Source organism: Qipengyuania vesicularis, from assembly GCF_019711415.1.
GTDB classification, from domain to species: domain Bacteria; phylum Pseudomonadota; class Alphaproteobacteria; order Sphingomonadales; family Sphingomonadaceae; genus Qipengyuania; species Qipengyuania vesicularis.
In genome coordinates this window covers 769,654-789,620 of record NZ_JAIGNJ010000001.1, presented here as the reverse complement: position 1 = coordinate 789,620, position 19,967 = coordinate 769,654, and the positions used below count along the sequence as shown (strand labels likewise).

23 protein-coding genes are annotated in these 19,967 nt (G+C 62.2%); 12 read left to right on the top strand and 11 right to left on the bottom strand.

What is annotated here, in order from left to right; genetic code table 11:
• Positions 1–64: 64 nt before the first annotated feature.
• Positions 65–1,993, bottom strand: coding sequence for a molecular chaperone DnaK (dnaK, locus tag K3146_RS03970; RefSeq protein WP_221544876.1), 1,929 nt, complete (start codon positions 1,991–1,993; stop codon positions 65–67).
• 179 nt (positions 1,994–2,172) lie between these two features.
• Here dnaK and K3146_RS03965 point away from each other — a divergent pair, with 179 nt between their 5' ends.
• The 4 genes from K3146_RS03965 to K3146_RS03950 all read left to right on the top strand — a co-directional run bounded on the left by K3146_RS03965 (position 2,173) and on the right by K3146_RS03950 (position 4,957).
• Positions 2,173–2,661 carry a copper chaperone PCu(A)C gene (locus tag K3146_RS03965; protein WP_221544875.1) on the top strand — a complete coding sequence of 163 codons (489 nt, stop codon included), beginning with the start codon at positions 2,173–2,175 and terminating at the stop codon, positions 2,659–2,661.
• A 95-nt stretch (positions 2,662–2,756) separates the two neighbouring features.
• A complete protein-coding gene (locus K3146_RS03960; RefSeq protein WP_425594592.1) occupies positions 2,757–3,197 on the top strand; it encodes a vgr related protein in 441 nt (146 codons plus the stop codon).
• Positions 3,194–3,682 (top strand): GNAT family N-acetyltransferase, encoded by a 489-nt coding sequence (locus tag K3146_RS03955; RefSeq protein ID WP_221544874.1) that lies wholly within the window; start codon positions 3,194–3,196, stop codon positions 3,680–3,682. The genes K3146_RS03960 and K3146_RS03955 overlap by 4 nt, the downstream gene beginning before the upstream one ends.
• A gap of 111 nt (positions 3,683–3,793) precedes the next feature.
• Entirely contained in the window at positions 3,794–4,957 is a 1,164-nt protein-coding gene (locus K3146_RS03950; protein ID WP_221544873.1) for a PrnB family protein, read from the top strand.
• A gap of 49 nt (positions 4,958–5,006) precedes the next feature.
• Here the strand turns inward: K3146_RS03950 and K3146_RS03945 are convergent, their stop codons facing one another.
• Genes K3146_RS03945 through hrcA form a run of 3 tightly spaced genes read right to left on the bottom strand, consistent with a single transcriptional unit; the run spans position 5,007 to position 7,596 of the window.
• A complete protein-coding gene (locus tag K3146_RS03945; protein ID WP_221544872.1) occupies positions 5,007–5,924 on the bottom strand; it encodes a cobaltochelatase CobT-related protein in 918 nt (305 codons plus the stop codon).
• Between the two features lie 16 nt (positions 5,925–5,940).
• A complete protein-coding gene (grpE, locus tag K3146_RS03940; protein WP_221544871.1) occupies positions 5,941–6,540 on the bottom strand; it encodes a nucleotide exchange factor GrpE in 600 nt (199 codons plus the stop codon).
• Between the two features lie 12 nt (positions 6,541–6,552).
• Positions 6,553–7,596, bottom strand: a complete 1,044-nt coding sequence (gene hrcA / locus K3146_RS03935) for a heat-inducible transcriptional repressor HrcA (protein ID WP_221544870.1) — start codon at positions 7,594–7,596, stop codon at positions 6,553–6,555.
• A gap of 85 nt (positions 7,597–7,681) precedes the next feature.
• Between hrcA and rph the strand changes: the two genes are divergently transcribed.
• The 3 genes from rph (at position 7,682) to rdgB (ending at position 9,548) form a co-directional block, all read left to right on the top strand.
• The gene (gene rph, locus K3146_RS03930; protein ID WP_221544869.1) at positions 7,682–8,395 is read left to right on the top strand and encodes a ribonuclease PH; all 714 of its coding nucleotides are present in this window, start codon (positions 7,682–7,684) and stop codon (positions 8,393–8,395) included.
• 302 nt (positions 8,396–8,697) lie between these two features.
• Positions 8,698–8,922 (top strand): YcxB family protein, encoded by a 225-nt coding sequence (locus tag K3146_RS03925; protein ID WP_221544868.1) that lies wholly within the window; start codon positions 8,698–8,700, stop codon positions 8,920–8,922.
• Positions 8,919–9,548, top strand: a complete 630-nt coding sequence (gene rdgB, locus K3146_RS03920; RefSeq protein ID WP_221544867.1) for an RdgB/HAM1 family non-canonical purine NTP pyrophosphatase — start codon at positions 8,919–8,921, stop codon at positions 9,546–9,548. The genes K3146_RS03925 and rdgB overlap by 4 nt, the downstream gene beginning before the upstream one ends.
• Before the next feature lie 3 nt (positions 9,549–9,551).
• Here rdgB and K3146_RS03915 read toward each other — a convergent pair whose 3' ends face one another.
• Positions 9,552–9,983 (bottom strand): CAP family protein, encoded by a 432-nt coding sequence (locus tag K3146_RS03915; protein ID WP_221544866.1) that lies wholly within the window; start codon positions 9,981–9,983, stop codon positions 9,552–9,554.
• Here K3146_RS03915 and K3146_RS03910 point away from each other — a divergent pair.
• Entirely contained in the window at positions 9,970–10,239 is a 270-nt protein-coding gene (locus K3146_RS03910; protein ID WP_221544865.1) for a hypothetical protein, read from the top strand. The genes K3146_RS03915 and K3146_RS03910 overlap by 14 nt on opposite strands.
• Positions 10,240–10,275: 36 nt before the next feature.
• On the opposite strand, the gene K3146_RS03905 is transcribed toward K3146_RS03910, so the two are convergent.
• Positions 10,276–10,857 (bottom strand): CAP domain-containing protein, encoded by a 582-nt coding sequence (locus K3146_RS03905; protein WP_221544864.1) that lies wholly within the window; start codon positions 10,855–10,857, stop codon positions 10,276–10,278.
• Between the two features lie 47 nt (positions 10,858–10,904).
• Between K3146_RS03905 and hemW the strand changes: the two genes are divergently transcribed.
• Together hemW and K3146_RS03895 are read left to right on the top strand one after the other, a co-directional pair.
• On the top strand, positions 10,905–12,059 hold the full coding sequence (hemW, locus tag K3146_RS03900) for a radical SAM family heme chaperone HemW (RefSeq protein ID WP_221544863.1): 1,155 nt from the start codon (positions 10,905–10,907) through the stop codon (positions 12,057–12,059).
• Positions 12,056–12,952 carry a tyrosine recombinase XerC gene (locus K3146_RS03895; RefSeq protein ID WP_221544862.1) on the top strand — a complete coding sequence of 299 codons (897 nt, stop codon included), beginning with the start codon at positions 12,056–12,058 and terminating at the stop codon, positions 12,950–12,952. The genes hemW and K3146_RS03895 overlap by 4 nt, the downstream gene beginning before the upstream one ends.
• Here the strand turns inward: K3146_RS03895 and gshB are convergent, their stop codons facing one another.
• From gshB to rsmI, 3 genes are read right to left on the bottom strand one after another with little or no spacing between them, the layout of a single operon-like run.
• The gene (gene gshB, locus K3146_RS03890; protein WP_221544861.1) at positions 12,953–13,921 is read right to left on the bottom strand and encodes a glutathione synthase; all 969 of its coding nucleotides are present in this window, start codon (positions 13,919–13,921) and stop codon (positions 12,953–12,955) included. It abuts the gene before it with no gap.
• Between the two features lie 9 nt (positions 13,922–13,930).
• Positions 13,931–14,281 (bottom strand): YraN family protein, encoded by a 351-nt coding sequence (locus K3146_RS03885; protein WP_221544860.1) that lies wholly within the window; start codon positions 14,279–14,281, stop codon positions 13,931–13,933.
• Positions 14,278–15,132, bottom strand: a complete 855-nt coding sequence (gene rsmI / locus K3146_RS03880) for a 16S rRNA (cytidine(1402)-2'-O)-methyltransferase (RefSeq protein ID WP_345723668.1) — start codon at positions 15,130–15,132, stop codon at positions 14,278–14,280. Before rsmI ends, K3146_RS03885 begins: the two co-directional genes overlap by 4 nt.
• A 37-nt stretch (positions 15,133–15,169) precedes the next feature.
• Between rsmI and K3146_RS03875 the strand changes: the two genes are divergently transcribed.
• Entirely contained in the window at positions 15,170–16,315 is a 1,146-nt protein-coding gene (locus K3146_RS03875) for a penicillin-binding protein activator (RefSeq protein ID WP_247711000.1), read from the top strand.
• A gap of 61 nt (positions 16,316–16,376) precedes the next feature.
• On the top strand, positions 16,377–18,368 hold the full coding sequence (parE, locus tag K3146_RS03870) for a DNA topoisomerase IV subunit B (protein ID WP_221544859.1): 1,992 nt from the start codon (positions 16,377–16,379) through the stop codon (positions 18,366–18,368).
• Here parE and K3146_RS03865 read toward each other — a convergent pair.
• The gene (locus K3146_RS03865; protein ID WP_221544858.1) at positions 18,365–18,670 is read right to left on the bottom strand and encodes a putative quinol monooxygenase; all 306 of its coding nucleotides are present in this window, start codon (positions 18,668–18,670) and stop codon (positions 18,365–18,367) included. The genes parE and K3146_RS03865 overlap by 4 nt on opposite strands.
• Positions 18,667–19,887 (bottom strand): bifunctional alpha/beta hydrolase/OsmC family protein, encoded by a 1,221-nt coding sequence (locus tag K3146_RS03860; RefSeq protein WP_221544857.1) that lies wholly within the window; start codon positions 19,885–19,887, stop codon positions 18,667–18,669. The genes K3146_RS03865 and K3146_RS03860 overlap by 4 nt, the downstream gene beginning before the upstream one ends.
• Between the last annotated feature and the right edge of the window lie 80 nt (positions 19,888–19,967).

The following is a 19,967-nucleotide window of genomic DNA, read 5'->3' as shown; positions in this document are numbered from 1 at the left end:
CCCAAAACCTAACCCCCACCGGAGCGCATCGGCACCGGTGGGGGCGTTGGTTTCATCAGGCGTCTCAGTTCTTCGCGTCTTCGTCGACTTCGGAGAATTCGGCGTCGACCACCTCTTCCTCCTGAGCATCCGAACCGGCGTCGCCGCCTTCCGGTGCGTCCGAAGCAGCCTTGGCCTGCTCCTGCTCATAGATCGACTGGCCCATCTTCATCGCGCTCTGCGACAGGTCCTGAGCCTTGGCATTGATGCCAGCGGCATCGTCGCCTTCGAGCGCGGTCTTGAGCGCTGCAACCTTCTCTTCCACTTCGCTCTTCAGCGAAGCGTCGATCTTGTCGCCATGCTCTTCGAGCTGCTTCTCGGTCGCGTGGACGAGGCTGTCGGCCTGGTTGCGGGCCTCAGCACCTTCGCGGCGCTTCTTGTCCTCGTCGGCGAACTTCTCCGCGTCCTGCACCATCTGGTCGATGTCGGCGTCCGACAGACCACCCGAGGCCTGGATGCGGATCTGCTGTTCCTTGCCAGTGCCCTTGTCCTTGGCCGACACGTTGACGATGCCGTTGGCGTCGATGTCGAAAGTGACTTCGATCTGCGGCACGCCGCGCGGTGCGGGCGGGATACCGACCAGGTCGAACTGGCCGAGCAGCTTGTTGTCCTGAGCCATCTCGCGCTCGCCCTGGAACACGCGGATCGTCACCGCCTGCTGGTTGTCTTCGGCAGTCGAGTAGGTCTGGCTCTTCTTGGTCGGGATCGTCGTGTTGCGATCGATCATCTTGGTCATGATGCCGCCAAGCGTTTCGATACCCAGCGAAAGCGGGGTCACGTCGAGCAGCAGCACGTCCTTGACGTCGCCCTGCAGGACGCCGGCCTGGATGGCAGCACCCATGGCCACGACTTCATCGGGGTTCACGCCGGTGTGCGGCTTCGAACCGAAGAATTCCTCGACCGTCTCGCGAACCTTGGGCATGCGGGTCATACCGCCGACCATGATCACTTCGTCGATCTCGTCCTTCGAGACGCCGGCGTCGGCCAGCGCCTTCTTGCAAGGCTCAAGCGTGCGCTTGATCAGGTCGCCGACCATCTTTTCGAGGTCCGAACGGCTGATCGTTTCGACAAGGTGCAGCGGTGTGGAGGAACCACCTTCCATACGCGCGGTGATGAAGGGCAGGTTCACTTCCGTGGTCTGCGCAGAGCTCAGCTCGATCTTCGCCTTCTCCGCGGCTTCCTTGAGGCGCTGCAGAGCGAGCTTGTCGGTCCGCAGGTCCATGTTTTCCCTCTTCTTGAACTGGTCGGCCAGCCATTCGACGATTGCGCTGTCGAAGTCTTCACCGCCGAGGAAGGTGTCGCCATTGGTCGACTTCACTTCGAACACGCCGTCGCCGATCTCGAGGATCGAGATGTCGAAGGTGCCGCCACCGAGGTCGTAAACCGCGATGGTCTTGCCATCCTGCTTGTCGAGGCCATAGGCGAGTGCGGCGGCAGTCGGCTCGTTGATGATGCGCAGGACTTCGAGACCGGCGATCTGGCCGGCGTCCTTGGTCGCCTGGCGCTGCGCGTCGTTGAAGTATGCCGGAACGGTGATGACCGCCTGGGTGACGTTCTCGCCAAGATAGCTCTCAGCGGTTTCCTTCATCTTCTGGAGGATGAAGGCCGAAATCTGGCTGGGGCTGTATTCCTCGCCACCGGCTTCGACCCATGCATCGCCATTCTTGCCCTTGACGATGTCATAGGGGACGAGGTCCATGTCCTTCTTGGTCATCGGATCGTCGAAGCGGCGGCCGATAAGGCGCTTGATCGCGAACAGCGTATTGTCGGGGTTGGTGACCGCCTGGCGCTTTGCCGGCTGGCCGATCAGGCGCTCGTTGTCCTTGGTGAAGGCAACGATCGAGGGCGTGGTACGCGCGCCTTCGGAATTCTCGATGACCTTGGGCTTGCCGCCATCCATCACGGCGACACAGCTGTTGGTGGTGCCAAGGTCGATACCGATTACTTTGCTCATGGTTTCCCCATCTCTTACAGGTCGTTGGACGCTGCTCAGCTGGTTTCCCGTAATTGGCGAAACCGGTCGGCAGCTCGATAAAACGGTGTATTACAGGGGCGATATAGGAGCGCTTTTCCTTGGCACAAGGGATGCACCGCGCTAGTTTTTTCGGCCTGTCACGAGAGGGAAAATTCGCAATGAAGAAGCCGATTTATGCCGCACTCCTGCTCGCCGGAGCCTCGCTGGGGCTGGCTGCATGTGGTGGTGGTTCTGCAGACGAGCCTGCCGCAGAAGCTGGTGCCGAGACGATCGAAGGGCTCGAGATTTCCGATGCGCGGCTTGTCCTGCCGCCGGTGGCTGGCAATCCCGCCGCCATCTATTTCGAGCTTGCCAACAATTCTGACCGCAACCTCGCTTTCCGCAGCGCCGAGGTGGAAAAGGCTGCGCGGGCAGAGGTGCATGACAGCATGGAATATGACGGCCAGATGGTCATGGGCGAAGCGCCGCCGATCCTTGTCGAAGCTGGTGGGAAAGAAACCTTTGCGCCGGGCGGCAAGCATGTGATGGCTTTCGAGCTGGCCGAGGGCTTTGCAGCCGGAGATACGACCAAGGTCACTCTCATCGTCGCGGGCGGCAAGCGCCACACCTTCGAAGCCTCGGCTCGCGCCGCGGGGGATGATCGCTGAACGATCTGCGCGACACGCTCGGGGTCGATAGCCATGAGGAGCCGGTTCCGTCCAGCTGTCCGGTTGGCGGCGAACGTCCCCTCACCCCGGGCGAGATCGCGCTGGCCCGCACTGTCTTCGGCGACGCGATCGACTATGATCGTGTGACTATCCGACGGCGCAAGTGGTTTCCTTTCCAGCCCCGCCGGATCACCATGGCCCCGCGCGGCCATGTGCATTTCCACCCCAAGGGTGACGCCTATTGCGAGGATTTTTCGAAGGAGAGCGTTATCCGGCAGGGCCTGCTGATCCACGAGCTGGTGCATGTCTGGCAGACACAAACCAAGGGTGCGTGGTACCTGGTTACCCATCGCATGCCGTGGGCCCGTTACGACTATGCGCTCAAGCCCGGCTGGTCTCTGACGCGTTACGGGATCGAGCAGCAGGCCGAGATCGTGAAACACGCCTTCTGGCTCCGCAACGGGGTGAAGCTCGCGGGTGTCGAGAATGCCGCTGCCTATGATCTGCTGGTGAACTTCCCCGGAGCATCCCGATGACCGTATCGATCCGCCATTTCGCGCCAGGAGATGCCGCGAAGTTCCGCGAGCTCAACCTGCGTTGGATCAGGGAACATTTCGGCGTCGAGGAAAGCGACAGCAAGCAGCTCGACGATCCGCGAGCGACAATTCTCGATCCCGGCGGCACCATTGCAATCGCGGAACTCGACGGGAGTATCGTGGGTTGCGGTGCGCTGGTTCCGCCGCATCATGTTCCCGAAGACGGACGCAAATGGCTCGAACTGGTCAAGATGGCGACCGATCCCTCCGCGCAGGGACGCGGCGTTGCCTCTGCAGTTCTCGACTTCCTCTTCGATGCAGCGCGGCAGCAGGGATTCGATGCCATCTGGCTCGAAACCAATGACCGGCTCGGGGCCGCCACACGGCTTTACGAACGCAAGGGATTCCGCAGCTTGGAATGCGGGGAACTTTGGCCGACGCCTTACGAGCGTTGCAATCTGCAGATGGCGCGCCTGCTCGATTGACGTTACGGAATGGGTTATCCACCGCTCCGGCTTGAGCAAACCGGTTTCAATGGATACGAATGCACGCGTTGACCGGGCGGCCCAACCCGCGCCCGGCGATGAGTCATCACAATGGAGCTTAAAGACTACGGTATGAGCCGCGAGCGCGGCTACCTTTCGCATTACGAAATTGACGAAATTACCCTTCCCGAACGCTTCACGCCGATCGTGGAAGCCGGAGCAATCCTAACCGACCTGCTGACGTCCGGCCGTGTGCGCCACTGGCTCGACGCCCTGCCCGATCCTCAAATCGGGGAATGGGCGAAGACCGCCCCTGAAGAAGAAGTCCGCACCGCGATGGTGCATTATTCCTTCCTCGTGCAGGCCTATGTCTGGGGCGAACCGCTTCCGCCAAAGCACCTGCCAGCGAACCTCAGCCGCCCGATGTGCGCGCTGGCCGACCGGCTCGGTCAGGCCCCGCTCCTGCCTTATTCGGGTTATGTGCTCGACAACTGGTATCGCCTCGACAAATCGGGCCCAATCACGCTCGACAACATCGTCATGCACCAGAATTTCCTCGGCGGCGCGGATGAGAACTGGTTCGTGCTGGTCCATGTCGCGATCGAAGCTGAGGCAGGCGTGCTCCTCGACAATGCCACCCGGCTGGTGACCATCGCCAGAGATGGCGATGAGGCGGAAGCAATTCGCCTGCTCAGGGAAATGGACGATGCGTGGGAGCGCATCTACGAGCATTTCGCGCGCATGCCCGAACAGTGCGATCCCTACATCTACTTCCACCGCGTGCGGCCCTACATCCATGGCTGGGCCAACAATCCTGCACTCGAAGGTGGCGGGCTCGTTTACGAAGGTATCGACAAGTTCGACGGCAAGCCACAGGCTTTCCGCGGCCAGACCGGATCGCAGTCATCGATCGTCCCGGCAATGGATGCGCTCTTCCAGGTCGGCCATAGCGACGATCCGCTGCGCCAGTTCCTCGACGAGCTGCACCAGTACCGCCCGGTCGAGCATCGCCGCTTTATCGAGGATCTCGCGAGGCAATCGACGCTGCGCGATTTCGTGTCTGCCAGTGACAATCAGGAATTGAAGGACGCCTTCAACGCCTGCCTCGAACAATCGGCCCGCTTCCGCACGCGGCACCTCGAATACGCGGCGAGCTATATCAACAAGCAGGCGGGTTCGATCGCGGGCAACGACCCCGATGTCGGTACCGGCGGCACGCCCTTCATGAAGTACCTGAAGAAGCACCGCGACGAAAACCGCGCGCAGGTCGTCTGATTAGGTTTGCTTCGGTGTGATCTGCGAAAGGTCACACCGAACAAAGCGTTCATGCATTCTGCGAGTTGAAAGCGTGCAACAGAGCAGCAACCAACTCATCCTCATCGGATATGAACGTCGAATCCTCGTACAGGTCGTCGATTCGGTGGTCGATTCCGATTGCCTTTAGTGAGATGTCAGTGCGGCCCTCAATCTCGCAAATCGCGGCCTCGAGATCACGCCATAGATAGTTGGGGCCGTTCTGCATCAAAGTGCTGTCGTCGACTGGGGCTCCGTCTGAGACGACAATTAGAATGGTGTGCGCCGAGTTGCCCTTTGGATACTTCCTTGCGGCCCACCTAATGGCTTCGCCGTCAATGTTCTCACGTAATGCGTCAGCGCGTATGATCGCGTGCCATGCGTCATCATGCGCGCTCACTCCAGACTCCGCGATGTTCAAGTGGAGCAGTGCACATAGCCGTCCCGGATAGTCAGGCCTTCCACTATTTATCCATTTCTCTCGAGCTAGCCCCCCACGCCAGCCTCTGGTCGTGAATCCACCAATGGCCAAAGGAAATCCGCGATTTACGCTCCATTCATGGAGAGCTTTCAGTTCGCCAACCAAGCGGGGCATCCGCTCGGCCATAGATCCAGACATGTCGAGCAAGACAAATGTATTAATAGGCAACGGCGGAGAAACCTCCTCAAGACAAGCAACTGCCGCAGCGTGCGCCGATTGCATTTCTCGGAGGCGCCCCTCAAATTCCGTTGGACCCTTGCCGCGTGGCAATACGTCCACTTCTCCATCTGCGAGGAGAAGATCGGGAAGCTCCTCTGCTCTGATTTCCAGGTCGAACTCTGTAGTGAACGCGCGATAGGGGATGTCGGGACGATCAGCAGCCATTGCTGAATGTGACTGACCCAACCTCGCCAGATACCAAACTACAGCTATGGCAATCGCGAAGACGAGGAAGCCAAAAAACTGCATGAAATAGGGTTGGGTATCAATCCGGCTTCTTTGCCACGCCCACCATGGCGGGGCGCAGGAGGCGGTCCTTCAGCATGTACCCTGCTTGCATTTCCTGCACGATCGTACCCGGCTCCGCGTCGTCGGTCGGGATTTCCATCATGGCCTGGTGCTGGTTCGGGTCGAGCGGCATGCCCTTGGCGGCGATGCGCGTGATGCCGTTCTGGTTGAAGACCTTCTCCAGCTCGCGCTGGGTGGCTTCGATCCCGGCAATGAAGCCCTTGAGCTTGTCGTCTTCGCGCTGATCCGAGGGAATCGCATCGAGGGCGCGGGCAAGATTGTCGGCCACGCTCAGGATATCGCGGGCAAAGCCGGTAGCGGCATAGTTGCGCGCGTCCTGAACGTCCTTCTCCATCCGGCGGCGCACATTCTGCGTTTCGGCGCGCGCATAAAGCACGTCCTGCTTCGCCGCCTCGAGATCACCGCGCAGGCTGGCGAGCGCATCCTCGAGCGCCTCGTCCGCTGCTTCTTCATCACCCGCACCTTCGCGCAGGTGCTCCGGCACGCCTTCCATCTCGCGCGCTACTTCTTCGTCGACCGCCTTGTCCTGCGGTTCTTTCGTGTTCTCGTCGTTCACCTGGAAACCCTGTCAGCCTATTCTCTTGCCCAATGATCGGGCCGTGAAATCCACCATGGGGACGACCCGCGCGTAATTCAACCGCGTCGGACCGATCACACCCAGCACTCCGACCACCTTTCCCTCACTGTCGCGATAGGGCGCGGCGATCACCGAAGACCCGGAAAGCGAGAACAGGCGATTCTCGCTGCCGATGAAAATGCGCATTGCCTCGGCCTCGCGCGCACTTTCGAGGAGACTTGCTACCGACTGCTTGTTTTCGAGGTCATCGAGGAGTGAGCGTACGCGCTCGATGTCGGAAAGCGCACCTTCGTCGAGCAAGTTCGCCTGCCCGCGCACAATCAGCACCGGGCGGTTCGAAGCATCCTCGGTCCAGGTCGCAATACCGCGCTCGACAAGGTCGCGGCTTGCCTCGTCCAGGGCACTGCGACCGCTGCTGATCTCGTGCGCCACCAGTTGCGCCGCCTCTGCCAGTGTGCGGCCAGCAGCCTTGGCGGTGAGGAAATTGCTCGCCTGCTCAAGCGACGTCCCCAGGGCCTCCGCCGGGAGCGCCACGATGCGGTTTTCGACCTGTCCGTCCTCGCCAACGAGGACCGCCAGCACGCGGTTCGCATCAAGCGCGGTGAGGCTCACCTGCGCCAGACGCGGTTCGCGGCGGGGAACCATGACCATGCCCGCGGCACCCGAGAGATCGGACAGGAGCGCGCTCGTCCGTTCAAGCGCGCGCTCGATCGGTCCCGGTTCGGCGAGGCGCTGCTCGATTGCCGCACGTTCGGCTGCGGTGGGCTCCGCCACCTGCATCATGGCATCGACGAACAGTCTCAAGCCGCTATCGGTCGGCATCCGGCCCGCGCTTGTGTGCGGCGCCGCCAGCAAGCCCCGCTGTTCGAGCTCGGCGAGGACCGAGCGGATCGAGGCGGGCGACAGGTTCACCCCACCCTCTCCCGCAAGCGCTTTCGAGCCAACCGGTGTGCCGCTCTCGAGGTAGCCTTCGACAACGAGCCGGAAAATCTCTCGGGCGCGGTCTGACAAATCGGTGAGCGGCGGAGAATTCATGTGCCCTATCTAACCACTCCCCTTGCGGCCTCAAGTGCCTTGGGCCTAACCCGCTCGCCAGAGATTCGACTGCATTGGAGAAAACATGCGACCTTCAGGACGCGCGCCCGACGAAATGCGCGCCATCACCATCGAGACCGGTTACACCAAGCACGCCGAGGGCAGCTGCCTGATCAGCTTCGGCGAGACCAAGGTACTGTGCACGGCCTCCGTCGAAGAACGCATTCCGCCGTGGCTGCGCGGCAAGGGCGAAGGCTGGGTGACGGGCGAGTATTCGATGCTCCCCCGCGCCACGCACACGCGCGGCCAGCGCGAAGCGGCTAAGGGCAAGCAGAGCGGACGGACACAGGAGATCCAGCGCCTTATCGGACGGAGTTTGCGCGCCGTGGTCGATCACAAAAAGCTCGGTGAGCGGCAGATCACGCTCGATTGCGACGTTATCCAGGCCGATGGCGGCACTCGCACGGCCTCGATTTCGGGTGCATGGGTCGCGCTGCGCCTTGCCGTCAACGAGTTGATGAAGTCGGGCGACATCGTCGAGGATCCAATCACCGCCAAGGTCGCAGCCGTGTCCTGCGGCATCTACAATGGCACGCCGGTCCTCGACCTCGATTATCCCGAGGACAGCAATGCCGATGCGGATGCGAACTTCGTGCTGATCGAAGGCGGCAAGATCGCCGAGGCCCAGGCCACCGCCGAAGGCGCGCCCTATGACGAGGAAGCTTTCCTGCGCCTCCTGCGCCTCGCCCAAATGGGCTGCGCCGACATCTTCCGCGCGCAGGACGAGGCAACGCGTTGACCAATGCGCCAATAGTCGCCGAGATTTCGATCACAGAGGAGGAGCATCTCCAGATGTGGCGCAGGATGAGCCTAAATCGACAATCGCTGCGAACCTGCATCGTGGCCGGGCTCGTCGGGTCCTCATTGTTAGTCGTGCTCCTCTTGACCAGTGGGGCAAGTGCGTTCGAGATCGCAAGTTTCCTAACGCTGATGATTCTAATGTTGGGACTTGTGTTTGGCTTAACCTACCTGACCCTTCCAAGAAGATCTCGGAAGATATATTCCCAAACCGCCAGCCTTGGAGAAAGGCAGGAGTACCTCTTGGACGAAGAGGGATTTTCAGTCTCTCAAGAGTCAGGAAGCGCGCGCGCCAAATGGGCTGATCTCTACATGTGGGATGAGGATGAGAACGTCTTTCTGATGCACCCCAATAGCATGCAGGCTTACCTGATTCCCAAGTCGCAGGTTGATCCACTCGTCATCGATTTCGCCAAGGCGCGATTATCCACGTACGGGTTGCCAAGAAAAGGAAGGCCTCGCAAATGACACGCCGTCTCGGTTCGGGCAGCCTCGTGATCGCCACGCATAATGCGGGCAAGCTCAAGGAAATTTCCGCGCTTCTCGATCCCTATGGGGTCAAGTGCATTTCCGCCGGCTCGCTTGGCCTGCCCGAACCGCCGGAAACCGGGACGACTTTCGTCCAGAATGCGCTGATCAAGGCGCGGGCTGCGGCGGAGGCTTCTGGCCTCCCGGCCCTCGCCGATGACAGCGGCTTGTCAGTCGATGCGCTGGACGGCCGTCCCGGTGTCTACACAGCCGACTGGGCAGAGCGACAACATTTCGAGGGTGAGCCTGGCCGCGATTGGTATATGGCGATGGGCAAGGTCGAAGGGATGCTCCAGCAGAAGGGCGCCGATGTCGATCGCAGCTGCGCCTTCCACTGTGTCCTCGCGCTCGCATGGCCCGATGGCGAGCAGGCCGTTTACGAGGGGACGGCGCCCGGCACACTCACCTGGCCGCCCCGCGGCGAGCTGGGTTTCGGCTACGACCCGGTCTTCGTCCCCAAGGGCCGTGAGCAAACCTTCGCCGAGATCGCGCCCGAGGAGAAGCACGCGATCAGCCACCGCGCCGATGCCTTTGCCAAGCTGGTTGCCGAGCAGTTCGGCAGCTGATCGCTAGAAGACGCGCCGCCCGAGGACATTGCCTGGAGGCGAATAGCGACACACCAGCCAATCACGGCCCAGTCCAGTCGCAATCCCGCAACCGAACCGCGTCGTGTCGCGCCACACGATCTGGGTGTAATGCCCGACATCCTGCCAGTTACCGGTGGTGCTGACGTTCGGGAATTCGGCATCGATAAAGAACCGTTTCTCGTCGATCCATGCGCCCGACATGCGTTCATAGGGGAACGCCGAGGCGGTGCCGGCCCACAGGTTCTCGCCTTGCCCGGGCCGGTCGCTGCCCTTGCTGTGCTGGAACATGCCGGTGCGGGCCATTTCCTCGGCATAGGCCAGTGCCTGGCGGTTGAGGTCGTTGTCGAGGACGAGGTCGGGTACGCCAACTTCGGCCCGCGCCTCGTTATGCGTGGCGAGCATGACCGATAGCATCGAATCCTGCCGCGCGTCGCCCGTGCTCGGCGGCGTGGGAGTGGGCGTTGGCGACGGGGACGGGCTTGGCGAAGGAGACGGACTGGGTGTCGGGCTCGGCGCAGGAGTGCCGCTGCCCGACCCGCCCCCTGTCGAAGGACCTGAAGAGCCATCCTCTGTACCGCAGCTTGCGATAAGCGCGGTCGATAGCAGGAGTGAGAATATGTGGCGCCGTTTCATGGCTTCAAGCTGGACCCGGAACGTTAAGGAAAGTTGAAATTAACCATCAAGGATTGCGCCCGATGATGCGGGATCAGTAGGCCCTCTCGCCCCAGACATTGCCGGCGGGCCAATAGCGGCACACAAGCACATCCCACCCGTGGTCGTTGACCACCGAACAGCCGACCTCCTGCGTGTCGCGCCAGACAATTTGCGAGTAATGCGCCACGTCCTTCCACTGGCCAGTGCGCGAGATCCTGGGGAAGTTGTCGTGGCGATAGAGGCGCCGCTCATCGAGCATCAGCTCGATCCCGACCAGCACGTCCCACTGTCCGCGCGTGCCCATCCACAGATTCTCGCCTGTACCGTTCCGCACGCGCTGATCGGCATGCTGGAGGCGGCCCTTGCGTGCGAGGACGTGACCCCAATCCCTTGCCTCACGCTCCAGCGCGCGGTTCCATTTGAGTTTCGGCAGGCCAAGTCGCTGGCGTTCGCGATTGTGCGCGGCCAGCATGCGAACCGCGAGCCGGTCGCTCATCCGGTTTTCATACATGGCACGCTGCGGTGCAGGGTTGTATGCAACTCTCTCCTGCGCACTTGCGGCGACAGTGAGCCCCGTGGCAGAGAGCGCGGATGCTGCGGCGACGGCCGCGAGGATGATTTTCGACCCGTTCATGGCGACTTATTGACGGTTGCCTCGCTTAATTTCCGGTGAAATGCAACTTGGCGCAATCGCTCTACATCCACTGGCCGTTCTGCCTCGCGAAGTGCCCCTATTGCGACTTCAACAGCCATGTACGCGAACGTACCGATATGGCTGCGTGGGAAGCCGCCCTGCTTGCCGATATGCGCGCGGAGTATGATGCGACCGTTTCTCACGAACCGCTGATAAGTATCTTTTTTGGCGGGGGAACTCCCTCCCTCATGCCGCCAAAGCTCGTGGCGTCACTCCTGCGCGAGGCCGAGCGCTTGTGGGGCTTTGCACCCGACATCGAGATCACATTGGAGGGCAATCCAAGCTCGGTGGAGGCAGCCAATTTCGCCGACCTTGCCAGCGCCGGGATCAACCGCGTATCGCTCGGCGTGCAGAGTTTGCGGGACGAGGCGTTGCATTTTCTCGGTCGGCTGCACGGGGTCGAAGAGGCTCTGGCAGCGATCGAGACCGCAAACCGCCATTTCAGCCGCGTTTCCATCGACTTGATCTATGCCCGACCGGAGCAAACGCCGGAGCAATGGCACCAGGAACTGTCTGAAGCGCTGGAACTCGGCACTTCGCATATGTCGCTCTACCAGCTCACCATCGAACCCACGACGCGCTTTGCCACCGATGTGCGGCGCGGCGTGTTCGACCCGCTGGACGACGACCCTGCTGCCGATCTCTTCGCCCTCACCCGCGAAATGACCGCGAAGGCTGGTTTGCCGGCATACGAGATCAGCAACCACGCGAGGCCAGGCGAGGAAAGCAGACACAACCTCACCTACTGGCGCTACCGCGACTATCACGGCATCGGTCCGGGCGCGCACGGCCGCCGGGCCGGGATCGCTACCTTGCGGCACAAGAAGCCGGAGAACTTCCTCGCCGCGGTCGAACGGCACGGAAGCGGCATGTCCGAGCAGCGGCGTCTTGGCATACGCGAACAGGCTTCAGAGGCGCTGCTTATGGGGCTGCGATTGACCGAGGGGATCGACCTTGCCGATCTGTCCCGACGCTTCTCGATCCCTCGCGAAGGACTGGTGAACTCTGAGAAACTGGCACTCTACAGCGATCTGGGACTTATCGCGCGGGAGGATGACCACCTTGCCGTCACCGATGCGGGCATGCCCCTGCTCGACGCCCTGCTTGGCGAGCTGGTCCCTGAAGAACTGGTGGCGCAGTGAGCCGCCAGGAAATCCTCGGCGCATGGCACGATCACCTCGCCCTCGGATTGCGCCGCTCGCCGCATACAGTGCGCGCCTATCACAAGGCCGCCGAGCGACTGTTGACCCGGCTCGACCTTGGTACTTTCGAGGCAATCGCCACCCTGTCCTCCGGTAAACTGCGCACCCATCTCGCTTCACGGCGCAGCGATGGCTTGTCCAACGCCTCGGCGGCGCGCGAACTCAGCGCTCTCAAGGCCTTCATCAGCTTTGCAAGGGCGCAGGCGGGCCATGAAGTCACAGAGCCGCCGCGCCTTCGCGGGCCACGGCTGAAGAAGGGCCTGCCACGACCGGTCACGCCCGATGACGCCATCGCGCTGGCCAAGACGGTCGACGATCTGGCGGCCGACGAATGGGTCGGCGCGCGCGATCGGGCCGTGCTTCTGCTGCTCTACGGTGCCGGATTGCGTATTTCCGAGGCACTTGCGCTCAAGGGGAGCGCCCTTCCACTCGGCGAGACGCTGACTGTAACCGGCAAAGGAAACAAACAGCGCGTGGTGCCGCTCGTACCGCTGATCCGCGAGGCGGTAAGCGAGTACGTGAGGCATTGCCCTTGGCCTATCGAACCGGAAGCGCCGCTCTTTCGGGGCATCAAGGGAGGGCCGCTCTCCCAAGGCGTCGTCCAGAAAGCCACCGCGCGAGCCCGCAAGGCGCTGGGCCTGCCCGATACCGCGACGCCCCACGCATTGCGCCACAGCTTTGCGACACATCTGCTGGGCGCGGGCGCGGATTTGCGGAGCCTTCAGGAACTGCTCGGCCACGCCAGCCTCGGCTCAACACAGATTTACACCAAAGTCGACGCGGCGAGCTTGCTCGAAACCTATCGCAGCGCCCACCCGCGCGAGAAGGACTGATCACATCGTTGCGTGACGCCGCTCGATCGCATCCCAGATCAGGCCCGGCGTGTCGGTGCCGTTGAACTTGTCGATCGCAACGATGCCGGTGGGCGATGTCACGTTGATCTCGGTAAGCCATTTGCCGCCGATCACGTCGATCCCGACGAAGACGAGGCCACGCTTCTTGAGCTCGGGGCCCATCGCCTTGCAGATCTCCTGCTCGCGGTCGGTGAGGTCGGTCGCTTCGGCGTGGCCGCCCTGAGCGAGGTTCGAACGGAACTCACCTTCACCGGGGAAGCGATTGATTGCACCGGCATATTCTCCATCGACAAGGACTATGCGCTTGTCGCCTTCGCTCACTTCGGGGAGGAAGGGCTGAAGCATGTGCGGTTCTGGCCATGTGAGATCGAAGACCTCGCTTAGCGCCGACAGGTTTGTACCCTCTGCATCGAGCCGGAAGATGGCCTTTCCGCCATTACCGTGGAGGGGCTTCACGACGACCGATCCATGTTCTTGCTGGAAGGCACGAAGGTCATCGAGATGCCGCGCGATCATGGTCGGCGGCATGAACCGCGCATAATCGAGCACGAACATTTTTTCAGGCGCATTCACGACCTCTCGAGGGTCGTTGATCACCAGTGTCGTGCCCTTGAGCCGGTCTAGCAGCAGCGCGGAGCTGATATAGCCGAGATGGAACGGCGGGTCCTGCCGCATCAGGACAACGTCGATATCCTTCGCAAGGTCGATCCGCCGGCGTTCACCAGCGGTGAAATGATCGCCTTCGACGCGCTGCACCGTTACCGGCGCGGCATGGGCCGTGATCCTGCCTGCCGGAGTGCCATCACTCTGCCACGCCAGCGTTTTGACGTCGTAATGCCACACCTCGTGACCGCGCGATTGGGCTGACAGCATCAGCGCGAACGAACTGTCGCCTGCGATCTTGATGCTCTCCAGCGGGTCCATCTGGACGGCTACGCGTAGGCTCATGGGTAATCCTTATGGCTGCCAGGCATTGGCGATGTGGCGAGGGAATGCGCCCGGTGCAAGCAGGATCACGTCGACCCGCATGTCCTCGCCTTCGGTGACGTAGCGATGCCCGACCGCTTCCGCAGCAGCCGCAACCCGCGCCAGGCGATGCTCGTCGATAGCATGGTCGAGGTCCTTGCGCTCCTTGCGCCACTTGACCTCGACGAACGCCACCAGCTTTCCACGTTTCGCCACGAGATCGATTTCACCTGCCGGTGTTTTCACCCGCTGGTCGAGGACGCGCCAGCCCTTCGCGCGTAGCCAGAGTGCCGCCCGCGCCTCGCCCGATCGCCCTTGCCGCTCGGCCAGCTGGCGCTTCATTCAGCCTTGAACTCCATCGCGCGCGCATAAAGCGTCTTGCGGTCGAGGCCCGTGGCCTTGGCTACATGGCCAGCAGCCTGCGAGGGTTTCATCGTCTCCATCGCCTCGCGCAACATAGCCTCCGCATCAGTATTGCTGGCGACCTGCTCTTCGGGCGGACCGACGAGGAGTACGATTTCGCCCTTGGGTGGATTGGCCTCGTAATAGGCGATGAGCCCATCCCCCAGCCCGCGGCGACATTCCTCATGCAGCTTGGTCAGTTCGCGGGCCACGGCAATCTCGCGTTCCGGCATCACTTCTCGCAAGGCAGCCAGTGATTTCAGCAGTCGCGGACCCGTTTCGTAGAAGACCAGCGTCGTATCGATTGACCCAAATTCTTCCAGCACTTCGCGACGCGCCTTGTCTTTTGCAGGCAGGAAGCCGGCGAACAGGAAGCGGTCGTTCGGGAGGCCTGACAGCGTGAGACCGACCACAGCGGCGCAGGCGCCGGGTATACTGGTCACCGGAATTCCCTCGAGCCGGCAGTCGTTGACCAGCCTGTAGCCCGGGTCCGAAATCATCGGCGTTCCTGCATCGCTGACGAGCGCCACAGCCCGTTCGCGCATCGATTCGACCAGCCTGGAACGGTCGCGATGCTCGCTATGGTCATCGTAGCGCCACAGCGGTTTCGAGATACCGAGATGCTTCAGCAGCTTGCCCGTCACGCGCGTGTCTTCGCAGGCCACGCCGTCGCAGCGTCGCAACACATCGACTGCGCGCATCGTGATATCGCCAAGATTACCGATAGGGGTGGCGACAAGGTAGAGTCCCGGTGTAAGGGCCTCGTCAGGGCTAGGCAGTGGTTCGCTCACGTGCCTTCCATGAACTAGGAATGAGGGACGCGGCAAGATGACACGCGGATTTGTGAACCGGCGCAACATGGTGATGATGACGGGCGCTGTGCTGCTTTCGGGCTGTGCGGTCATTCCCAAGGGTGCCGAGACGCCCACAAGCGGCACTCCGACGCCAGAGCCGAGTTCGACATCTCTCCCGCAGGATGACAAGCTTCATCGCGTCGCTTTGCTGGTCCCGCTATCCGGCCAGAATGGCGAGGTCGGCCAGTCGATCGCCAATGCGACGACCATGGCAATACTCGACACCAATGCGAACAATCTGCGGATCACCACCTATGATACCGCACAGGGCCCGCAGGCTGCGGCGCGCAAGGCGATTGCGGACGGCAACCGGCTGATCCTCGGCCCGCTTCTGGGCAGCAATGTCGTGTCGGTCCGAGCAGAGGCGGGCTCGGCCAATGTCCCGATCATCAGTTTCTCGAATGATGCCAGCGTTGCCGGACCGGGCGTCTTCGTTATGGGCCACATCCCCGAACAGTCGATCGCCCGCAGCGTCGAATATGCGGGCGACAAGGGTTCGCGCGAATTCGCCATCCTTGCGCCCGAGGGCGATTACGGCAATCGCGCTGAGGCTGCACTGCGTTCGGCACTCACGCGCCACGGCGGCTCCCTGGTTGCTAGCGAGCGTTATACGCCCAGCAACACCTCGGTCGTCAGCGCTGCAGGCCGCCTCAAGCAGCGCGGCGGCTTCGATACGGTCCTGATCGCGGATGGCGGCAGCAATTCCATTCGCGGGGCCGGTGCGGTCAAGTTCGATGACCTCCAAATCCTCGGCACCGAACGCTGGAGCGGCGACGGAGCTGTCCTGCGCTCGCCATCGCTTCGTGGGGCCTTGTTCTCGGCAGTCAGCGATGCGCGTTACGGCGGATTCGTGCGCAGCTATGAGGAACGCTTCGGCGGGCAGCCCTATCGGGTTGCCACGCTGGGATATGACGCGGTCCTCCTGACTTTGCGCGCCGCGCGCGACTGGAAGGTCGGACGTCCATTCCCAACCAGTATCCTGTTCCAGTCTGGCGGTTTCGACGGTGTGGATGGCCCCTTCCGCTTCCAGCGCAACGGCGTGGTGGAGCGGGCATTCGAAGTGCGCCAGGTGGGCAACGCTTCGGTGGAAACCGTCTCTGCAGCTCCGCGCGGCTTCTGACAGGCGGATAACATTCTCCGCCTCCTTGCCGGGGCGAAGGCACGCGATATAGCCTGAAGCCATGTCCGACGATCTGTTCGAAAACACGCCGACATCCTCCGGCGACTATGATGCTTCTTCCATCGAAGTCCTCGAGGGACTCGAACCCGTGCGCCGCCGCCCGGGCATGTATATCGGCGGCACGGACGATCGGGCGCTGCACCACCTTGTCGCCGAAGTGCTCGACAACTCGATGGACGAGGCGGTTGCCGGGCATGCGAGCCGGATCGAAGTCCGCCTCGATGAAGGCAACCGCATCACCATCGCCGATAACGGTCGCGGTATGCCAGTCGATGAGCATCCGAAATATCCGGGCAAGTCGACGCTCGAAGTCATCCTCACCACGCTCCATTCGGGCGGCAAGTTCTCGGGCAAGGCCTATGCCACCAGCGGGGGCCTCCACGGCGTGGGCGTCAGCGTCGTCAATGCACTGTCCGATTATACCCGCGTCGAGGTGGCGCGCGACAAGACGCTCTATGCGCAGGAATTTTCCAAGGGCGCGCCCAAGGGTGGGATCGAGGAGATTGGCTCCGCACCCAACCGGCGCGGGACGACTGTCACGTTCGTCCCCGACACCGAGATTTTCGGCGACCGCAAGTTCAATCCCAAACGGCTATTCAAGCTGGCCCGTTCGAAGGCCTATCTCTTCGCCGGGGTCGAGATCCGCTGGAAATGCGCGGAAAGCCTCGCCTCGGAGGAAGTGCCTGCCGAAGCCGTCTTCAAATTTCCAGGCGGTCTTGCAGATCACCTGAGCGAACAACTCGGCGGGCGCGAATGCGTTACGGCGCAGCCGTTTGCGGGCAAGCAGGACTTCCCCGACAACGATCAGGGCCTGAAGCAGGGCAGCGTCGAATGGGCCATCGCCTGGCCGCTTTATTCCGACGGATCGACAAGCTGGTATTGTAACACCGTGCCGACGCCCGATGGGGGAACGCACGAACAAGGTGTTCGCGCTGCACTGACCAAGGGGCTGCGCGCATTCGGCGAACTTACCGGCACGAAGAAGGCCAAGGACCTCACGGCGGACGACATCATGGTCGGCGCCGAGGTCATGCTGTCGGTCTTCATCCGCGATCCGCAGTTCCAGAGCCAGACGAAGGACCGCCTAACCTCGCCCGAAGCGGCACGCCTCGTCGAGAATGCGGTGCGCGACCATTTCGACCATTTCCTGTCCGACAATATGGAACGTGGCAAGGCGCTGCTGGGACAGGTCATGGAGCGGATGGACGAACGCCTGCGCCGCAAGCAGGAACGCGAAATCAAGCGCAAGACCGCGACCAATGCCAAGAAGCTACGTCTCCCAGGCAAGCTGACCGATTGTTCGGGCGATGGCGATGGCGAGACGGAGCTATTCATCGTCGAAGGCGATTCGGCAGGCGGCAGTGCCAAGCAGGCCCGTAACCGCAAGACGCAGGCAATCCTGCCGATCCGCGGCAAGATCCTCAACGTCGCCAGCGCGACCGCCGACAAGATCCGCGCCAATAGCGAAATCGCCGACCTCAGCCTCGCCATGGGCTGCGGGACGCGCAAGGACTGCGACCCCGAAAATCTGCGCTACGACCGGATCATCATCATGACCGACGCGGACGTGGACGGGGCACACATTGCGACGCTGCTGATGACCTTCTTCTTCCAGGAAATGCCCGAGATTGTGCGCGGCGGGCACCTCTACCTCGCCCAACCCCCGCTCTATCGCCTGACCGCTGGCAAGGAGAGCCGCTACGCCCGCGACGACGAGCACCGCAAGGAGCTGGAGGAAACGGTCTTCAAGGGCAAAAAGGTCGACGTAGGCCGCTTCAAGGGCCTCGGCGAAATGAACCCGGCGCAGCTGCGCGAAACCACCATGGACCCGGAAACCCGCAGCCTCGTGCGCATCACGCTGCCTCAGGAATTCGAAGACCGCGCAGGAGTTGCGCGGCTGGTCGACGAGCTCATGGGCAAGAACCCCGAGCACCGCTTCAACTTCATCCAGAACAACGCGGGCGATATGGACCGCGACATGATCGACGCTTAAGCGGCGGGCAGGTCGACCGCTTCGGCTGAGTAGATTGCGATCTCCGGTGGTGCCGACGCCAGCGCCATGACTTGCCTGATGAAATTGCCGGATTCAGGCACGGCAAAATGCGTCCTGACCGCCTCAACGCTTTCCCATTGTTCGAAGAAGTGCATCCGACCCGGCGATTCCAGATCCTGATAGCAATTATGCGCGAGGCAACCGGGTTCGCCACGCGAACGGGCGGAGTGTTCGCAGCCGAGCCGGAAGGCTTCCTCGCGGTTCTCCTCCGGGATTTCCGCTGATCCGGTAATGATGATCATTGGCTCGCCTCGGTGTGAACATGCAGTTCGCCCTCGAGCGTACGGTGTACCGGACACTTGTCGGCTATCTCGATCAGCTTCGCGCGCTGCTCGTCGTCGAGGTCATCACCGCGGATCGAAATCACGCGATTGAGCGCCTGCATCTGCTTGCCGTCCTCCATCGCCTCGACATGATCGCATTCTTCCTTGTGGTTGCGCACATGCGTGACCTCGACGCTAACACCCTCAAGCGGCCAGCCCTTGCGATCGGCATACATCTTCATCGTCATCGCCGTGCAGGTACCGAGCGCTGCGTTGAGCAGGTCATAGGGCGTCGGGCCGGTGTCATCCCCGCCATAACTCTTGGGCTCGTCTGCGACGAAGCGGTGCGAGGTGGTGTGGACCTCGGTGCCGAATTTGCCATGACCAGTGCAGGCGACGATCCCCTCTTCGGGCATGGGCCAATCTTCTCGCAGCGGCAGGTAGCGATGCGCCCAGCCTGCGATCACGCTAGCGACGAATTGCGCGTCTTCTTCGCGGAGCAGCAGGTGGTCCGCCCCCTCGAGGCTGACAAAACTCTTTGGGTGCTTGGCCGCCTGGAACAGCGCGCTGGCGTGCGCGATGCCGACCACGGCGTCGGTCGGCGAGTGGAGGAACATCAGCGGTTTCCTCAGCCGTGCAACCTCGGCGAGCAGGTCGGTGTTCTCGACCTTCTCGATGAACTCGCGGCCGAGCGTGAATTCACGCCCGCCAATCCTGACTTCGCCCTGCCCTTCCTTCCGGATCGCTTCGATATCACCGTCGATATTGTGGAGGACATGGGGCACGTCCGAAGGCGCGCCGATCGTAGCGATCGCGGCGATCCTGTCGAAACCCAGCTCGTCCGCCGCAGCCAGTACCGCCGCGCCGCCAAGGCTGTGGCCGATGAGGAGAATCGGCGATGAGAAGCGCTCGAGCAGTTCTTCGCCCGCCGACACAAGGTCCGACACATCGGCAGCAAAACCGGCCCGCCCGAAGTCACCGCCGCTCCCGCCAAGGCCGGTAAAGTCGAAACGCAGCGTCGCGATCCCCTCGCGTGCCAGGGCTCGCGCCACCGCCACCGCGGCCTTGCTGTTCTTCGTACAGGTGAAGCAATGCGCGAACAGCGCCGCCCCGCGTACCAGCCCTGTCGGCAGTTCGAGCGAGCCGGTAAGTTCATGACCTGCGTCGGTACGGATGGCGATATTCTCGGTCGGCATTGGTTGCTCCTGGATGGTCCTGCTTCCGCACTTCGTTCGAATAGGGCTACAGATTACACTCGCCAGATGGAACCGGCGCG

Excerpts from the sequence above, each read along its gene's own strand:
- K3146_RS03905 (WP_221544864.1), bottom strand. The coding sequence starts at position 10,857 with ATGAACGGGTCGAAAATCATCCTCGCGGCCGTCGCCGCAGCATCCGCG.
- K3146_RS03945 (WP_221544872.1), bottom strand. The coding sequence starts at position 5,924 with ATGCAGTTTTTTGGCTTCCTCGTCTTCGCGATTGCCATAGCTGTAGTT.
- rdgB (WP_221544867.1), top strand. The coding sequence starts at position 8,919 with ATGACACGCCGTCTCGGTTCGGGCAGCCTCGTGATCGCCACGCATAAT.
- K3146_RS03950 (WP_221544873.1), top strand. The coding sequence starts at position 3,794 with ATGGAGCTTAAAGACTACGGTATGAGCCGCGAGCGCGGCTACCTTTCG.
- K3146_RS03865 (WP_221544858.1), bottom strand. The coding sequence starts at position 18,670 with ATGATCATCATTACCGGATCAGCGGAAATCCCGGAGGAGAACCGCGAG.
- hrcA (WP_221544870.1), bottom strand. The coding sequence starts at position 7,596 with ATGAATTCTCCGCCGCTCACCGATTTGTCAGACCGCGCCCGAGAGATT.
- K3146_RS03875 (WP_247711000.1), top strand. The coding sequence starts at position 15,170 with ATGACACGCGGATTTGTGAACCGGCGCAACATGGTGATGATGACGGGC.
- K3146_RS03965 (WP_221544875.1), top strand. The coding sequence starts at position 2,173 with ATGAAGAAGCCGATTTATGCCGCACTCCTGCTCGCCGGAGCCTCGCTG.
- K3146_RS03915 (WP_221544866.1), bottom strand. The coding sequence starts at position 9,983 with ATGCTATCGGTCATGCTCGCCACGCATAACGAGGCGCGGGCCGAAGTT.
- dnaK (WP_221544876.1), bottom strand. The coding sequence starts at position 1,993 with ATGAGCAAAGTAATCGGTATCGACCTTGGCACCACCAACAGCTGTGTC.
- K3146_RS03910 (WP_221544865.1), top strand. The coding sequence starts at position 9,970 with ATGACCGATAGCATCGAATCCTGCCGCGCGTCGCCCGTGCTCGGCGGC.
- K3146_RS03885 (WP_221544860.1), bottom strand. The coding sequence starts at position 14,281 with ATGAAGCGCCAGCTGGCCGAGCGGCAAGGGCGATCGGGCGAGGCGCGG.
- K3146_RS03955 (WP_221544874.1), top strand. The coding sequence starts at position 3,194 with ATGACCGTATCGATCCGCCATTTCGCGCCAGGAGATGCCGCGAAGTTC.
- K3146_RS03860 (WP_221544857.1), bottom strand. The coding sequence starts at position 19,887 with ATGCCGACCGAGAATATCGCCATCCGTACCGACGCAGGTCATGAACTT.
- rph (WP_221544869.1), top strand. The coding sequence starts at position 7,682 with ATGCGACCTTCAGGACGCGCGCCCGACGAAATGCGCGCCATCACCATC.
- gshB (WP_221544861.1), bottom strand. The coding sequence starts at position 13,921 with ATGAGCCTACGCGTAGCCGTCCAGATGGACCCGCTGGAGAGCATCAAG.
- parE (WP_221544859.1), top strand. The coding sequence starts at position 16,377 with ATGTCCGACGATCTGTTCGAAAACACGCCGACATCCTCCGGCGACTAT.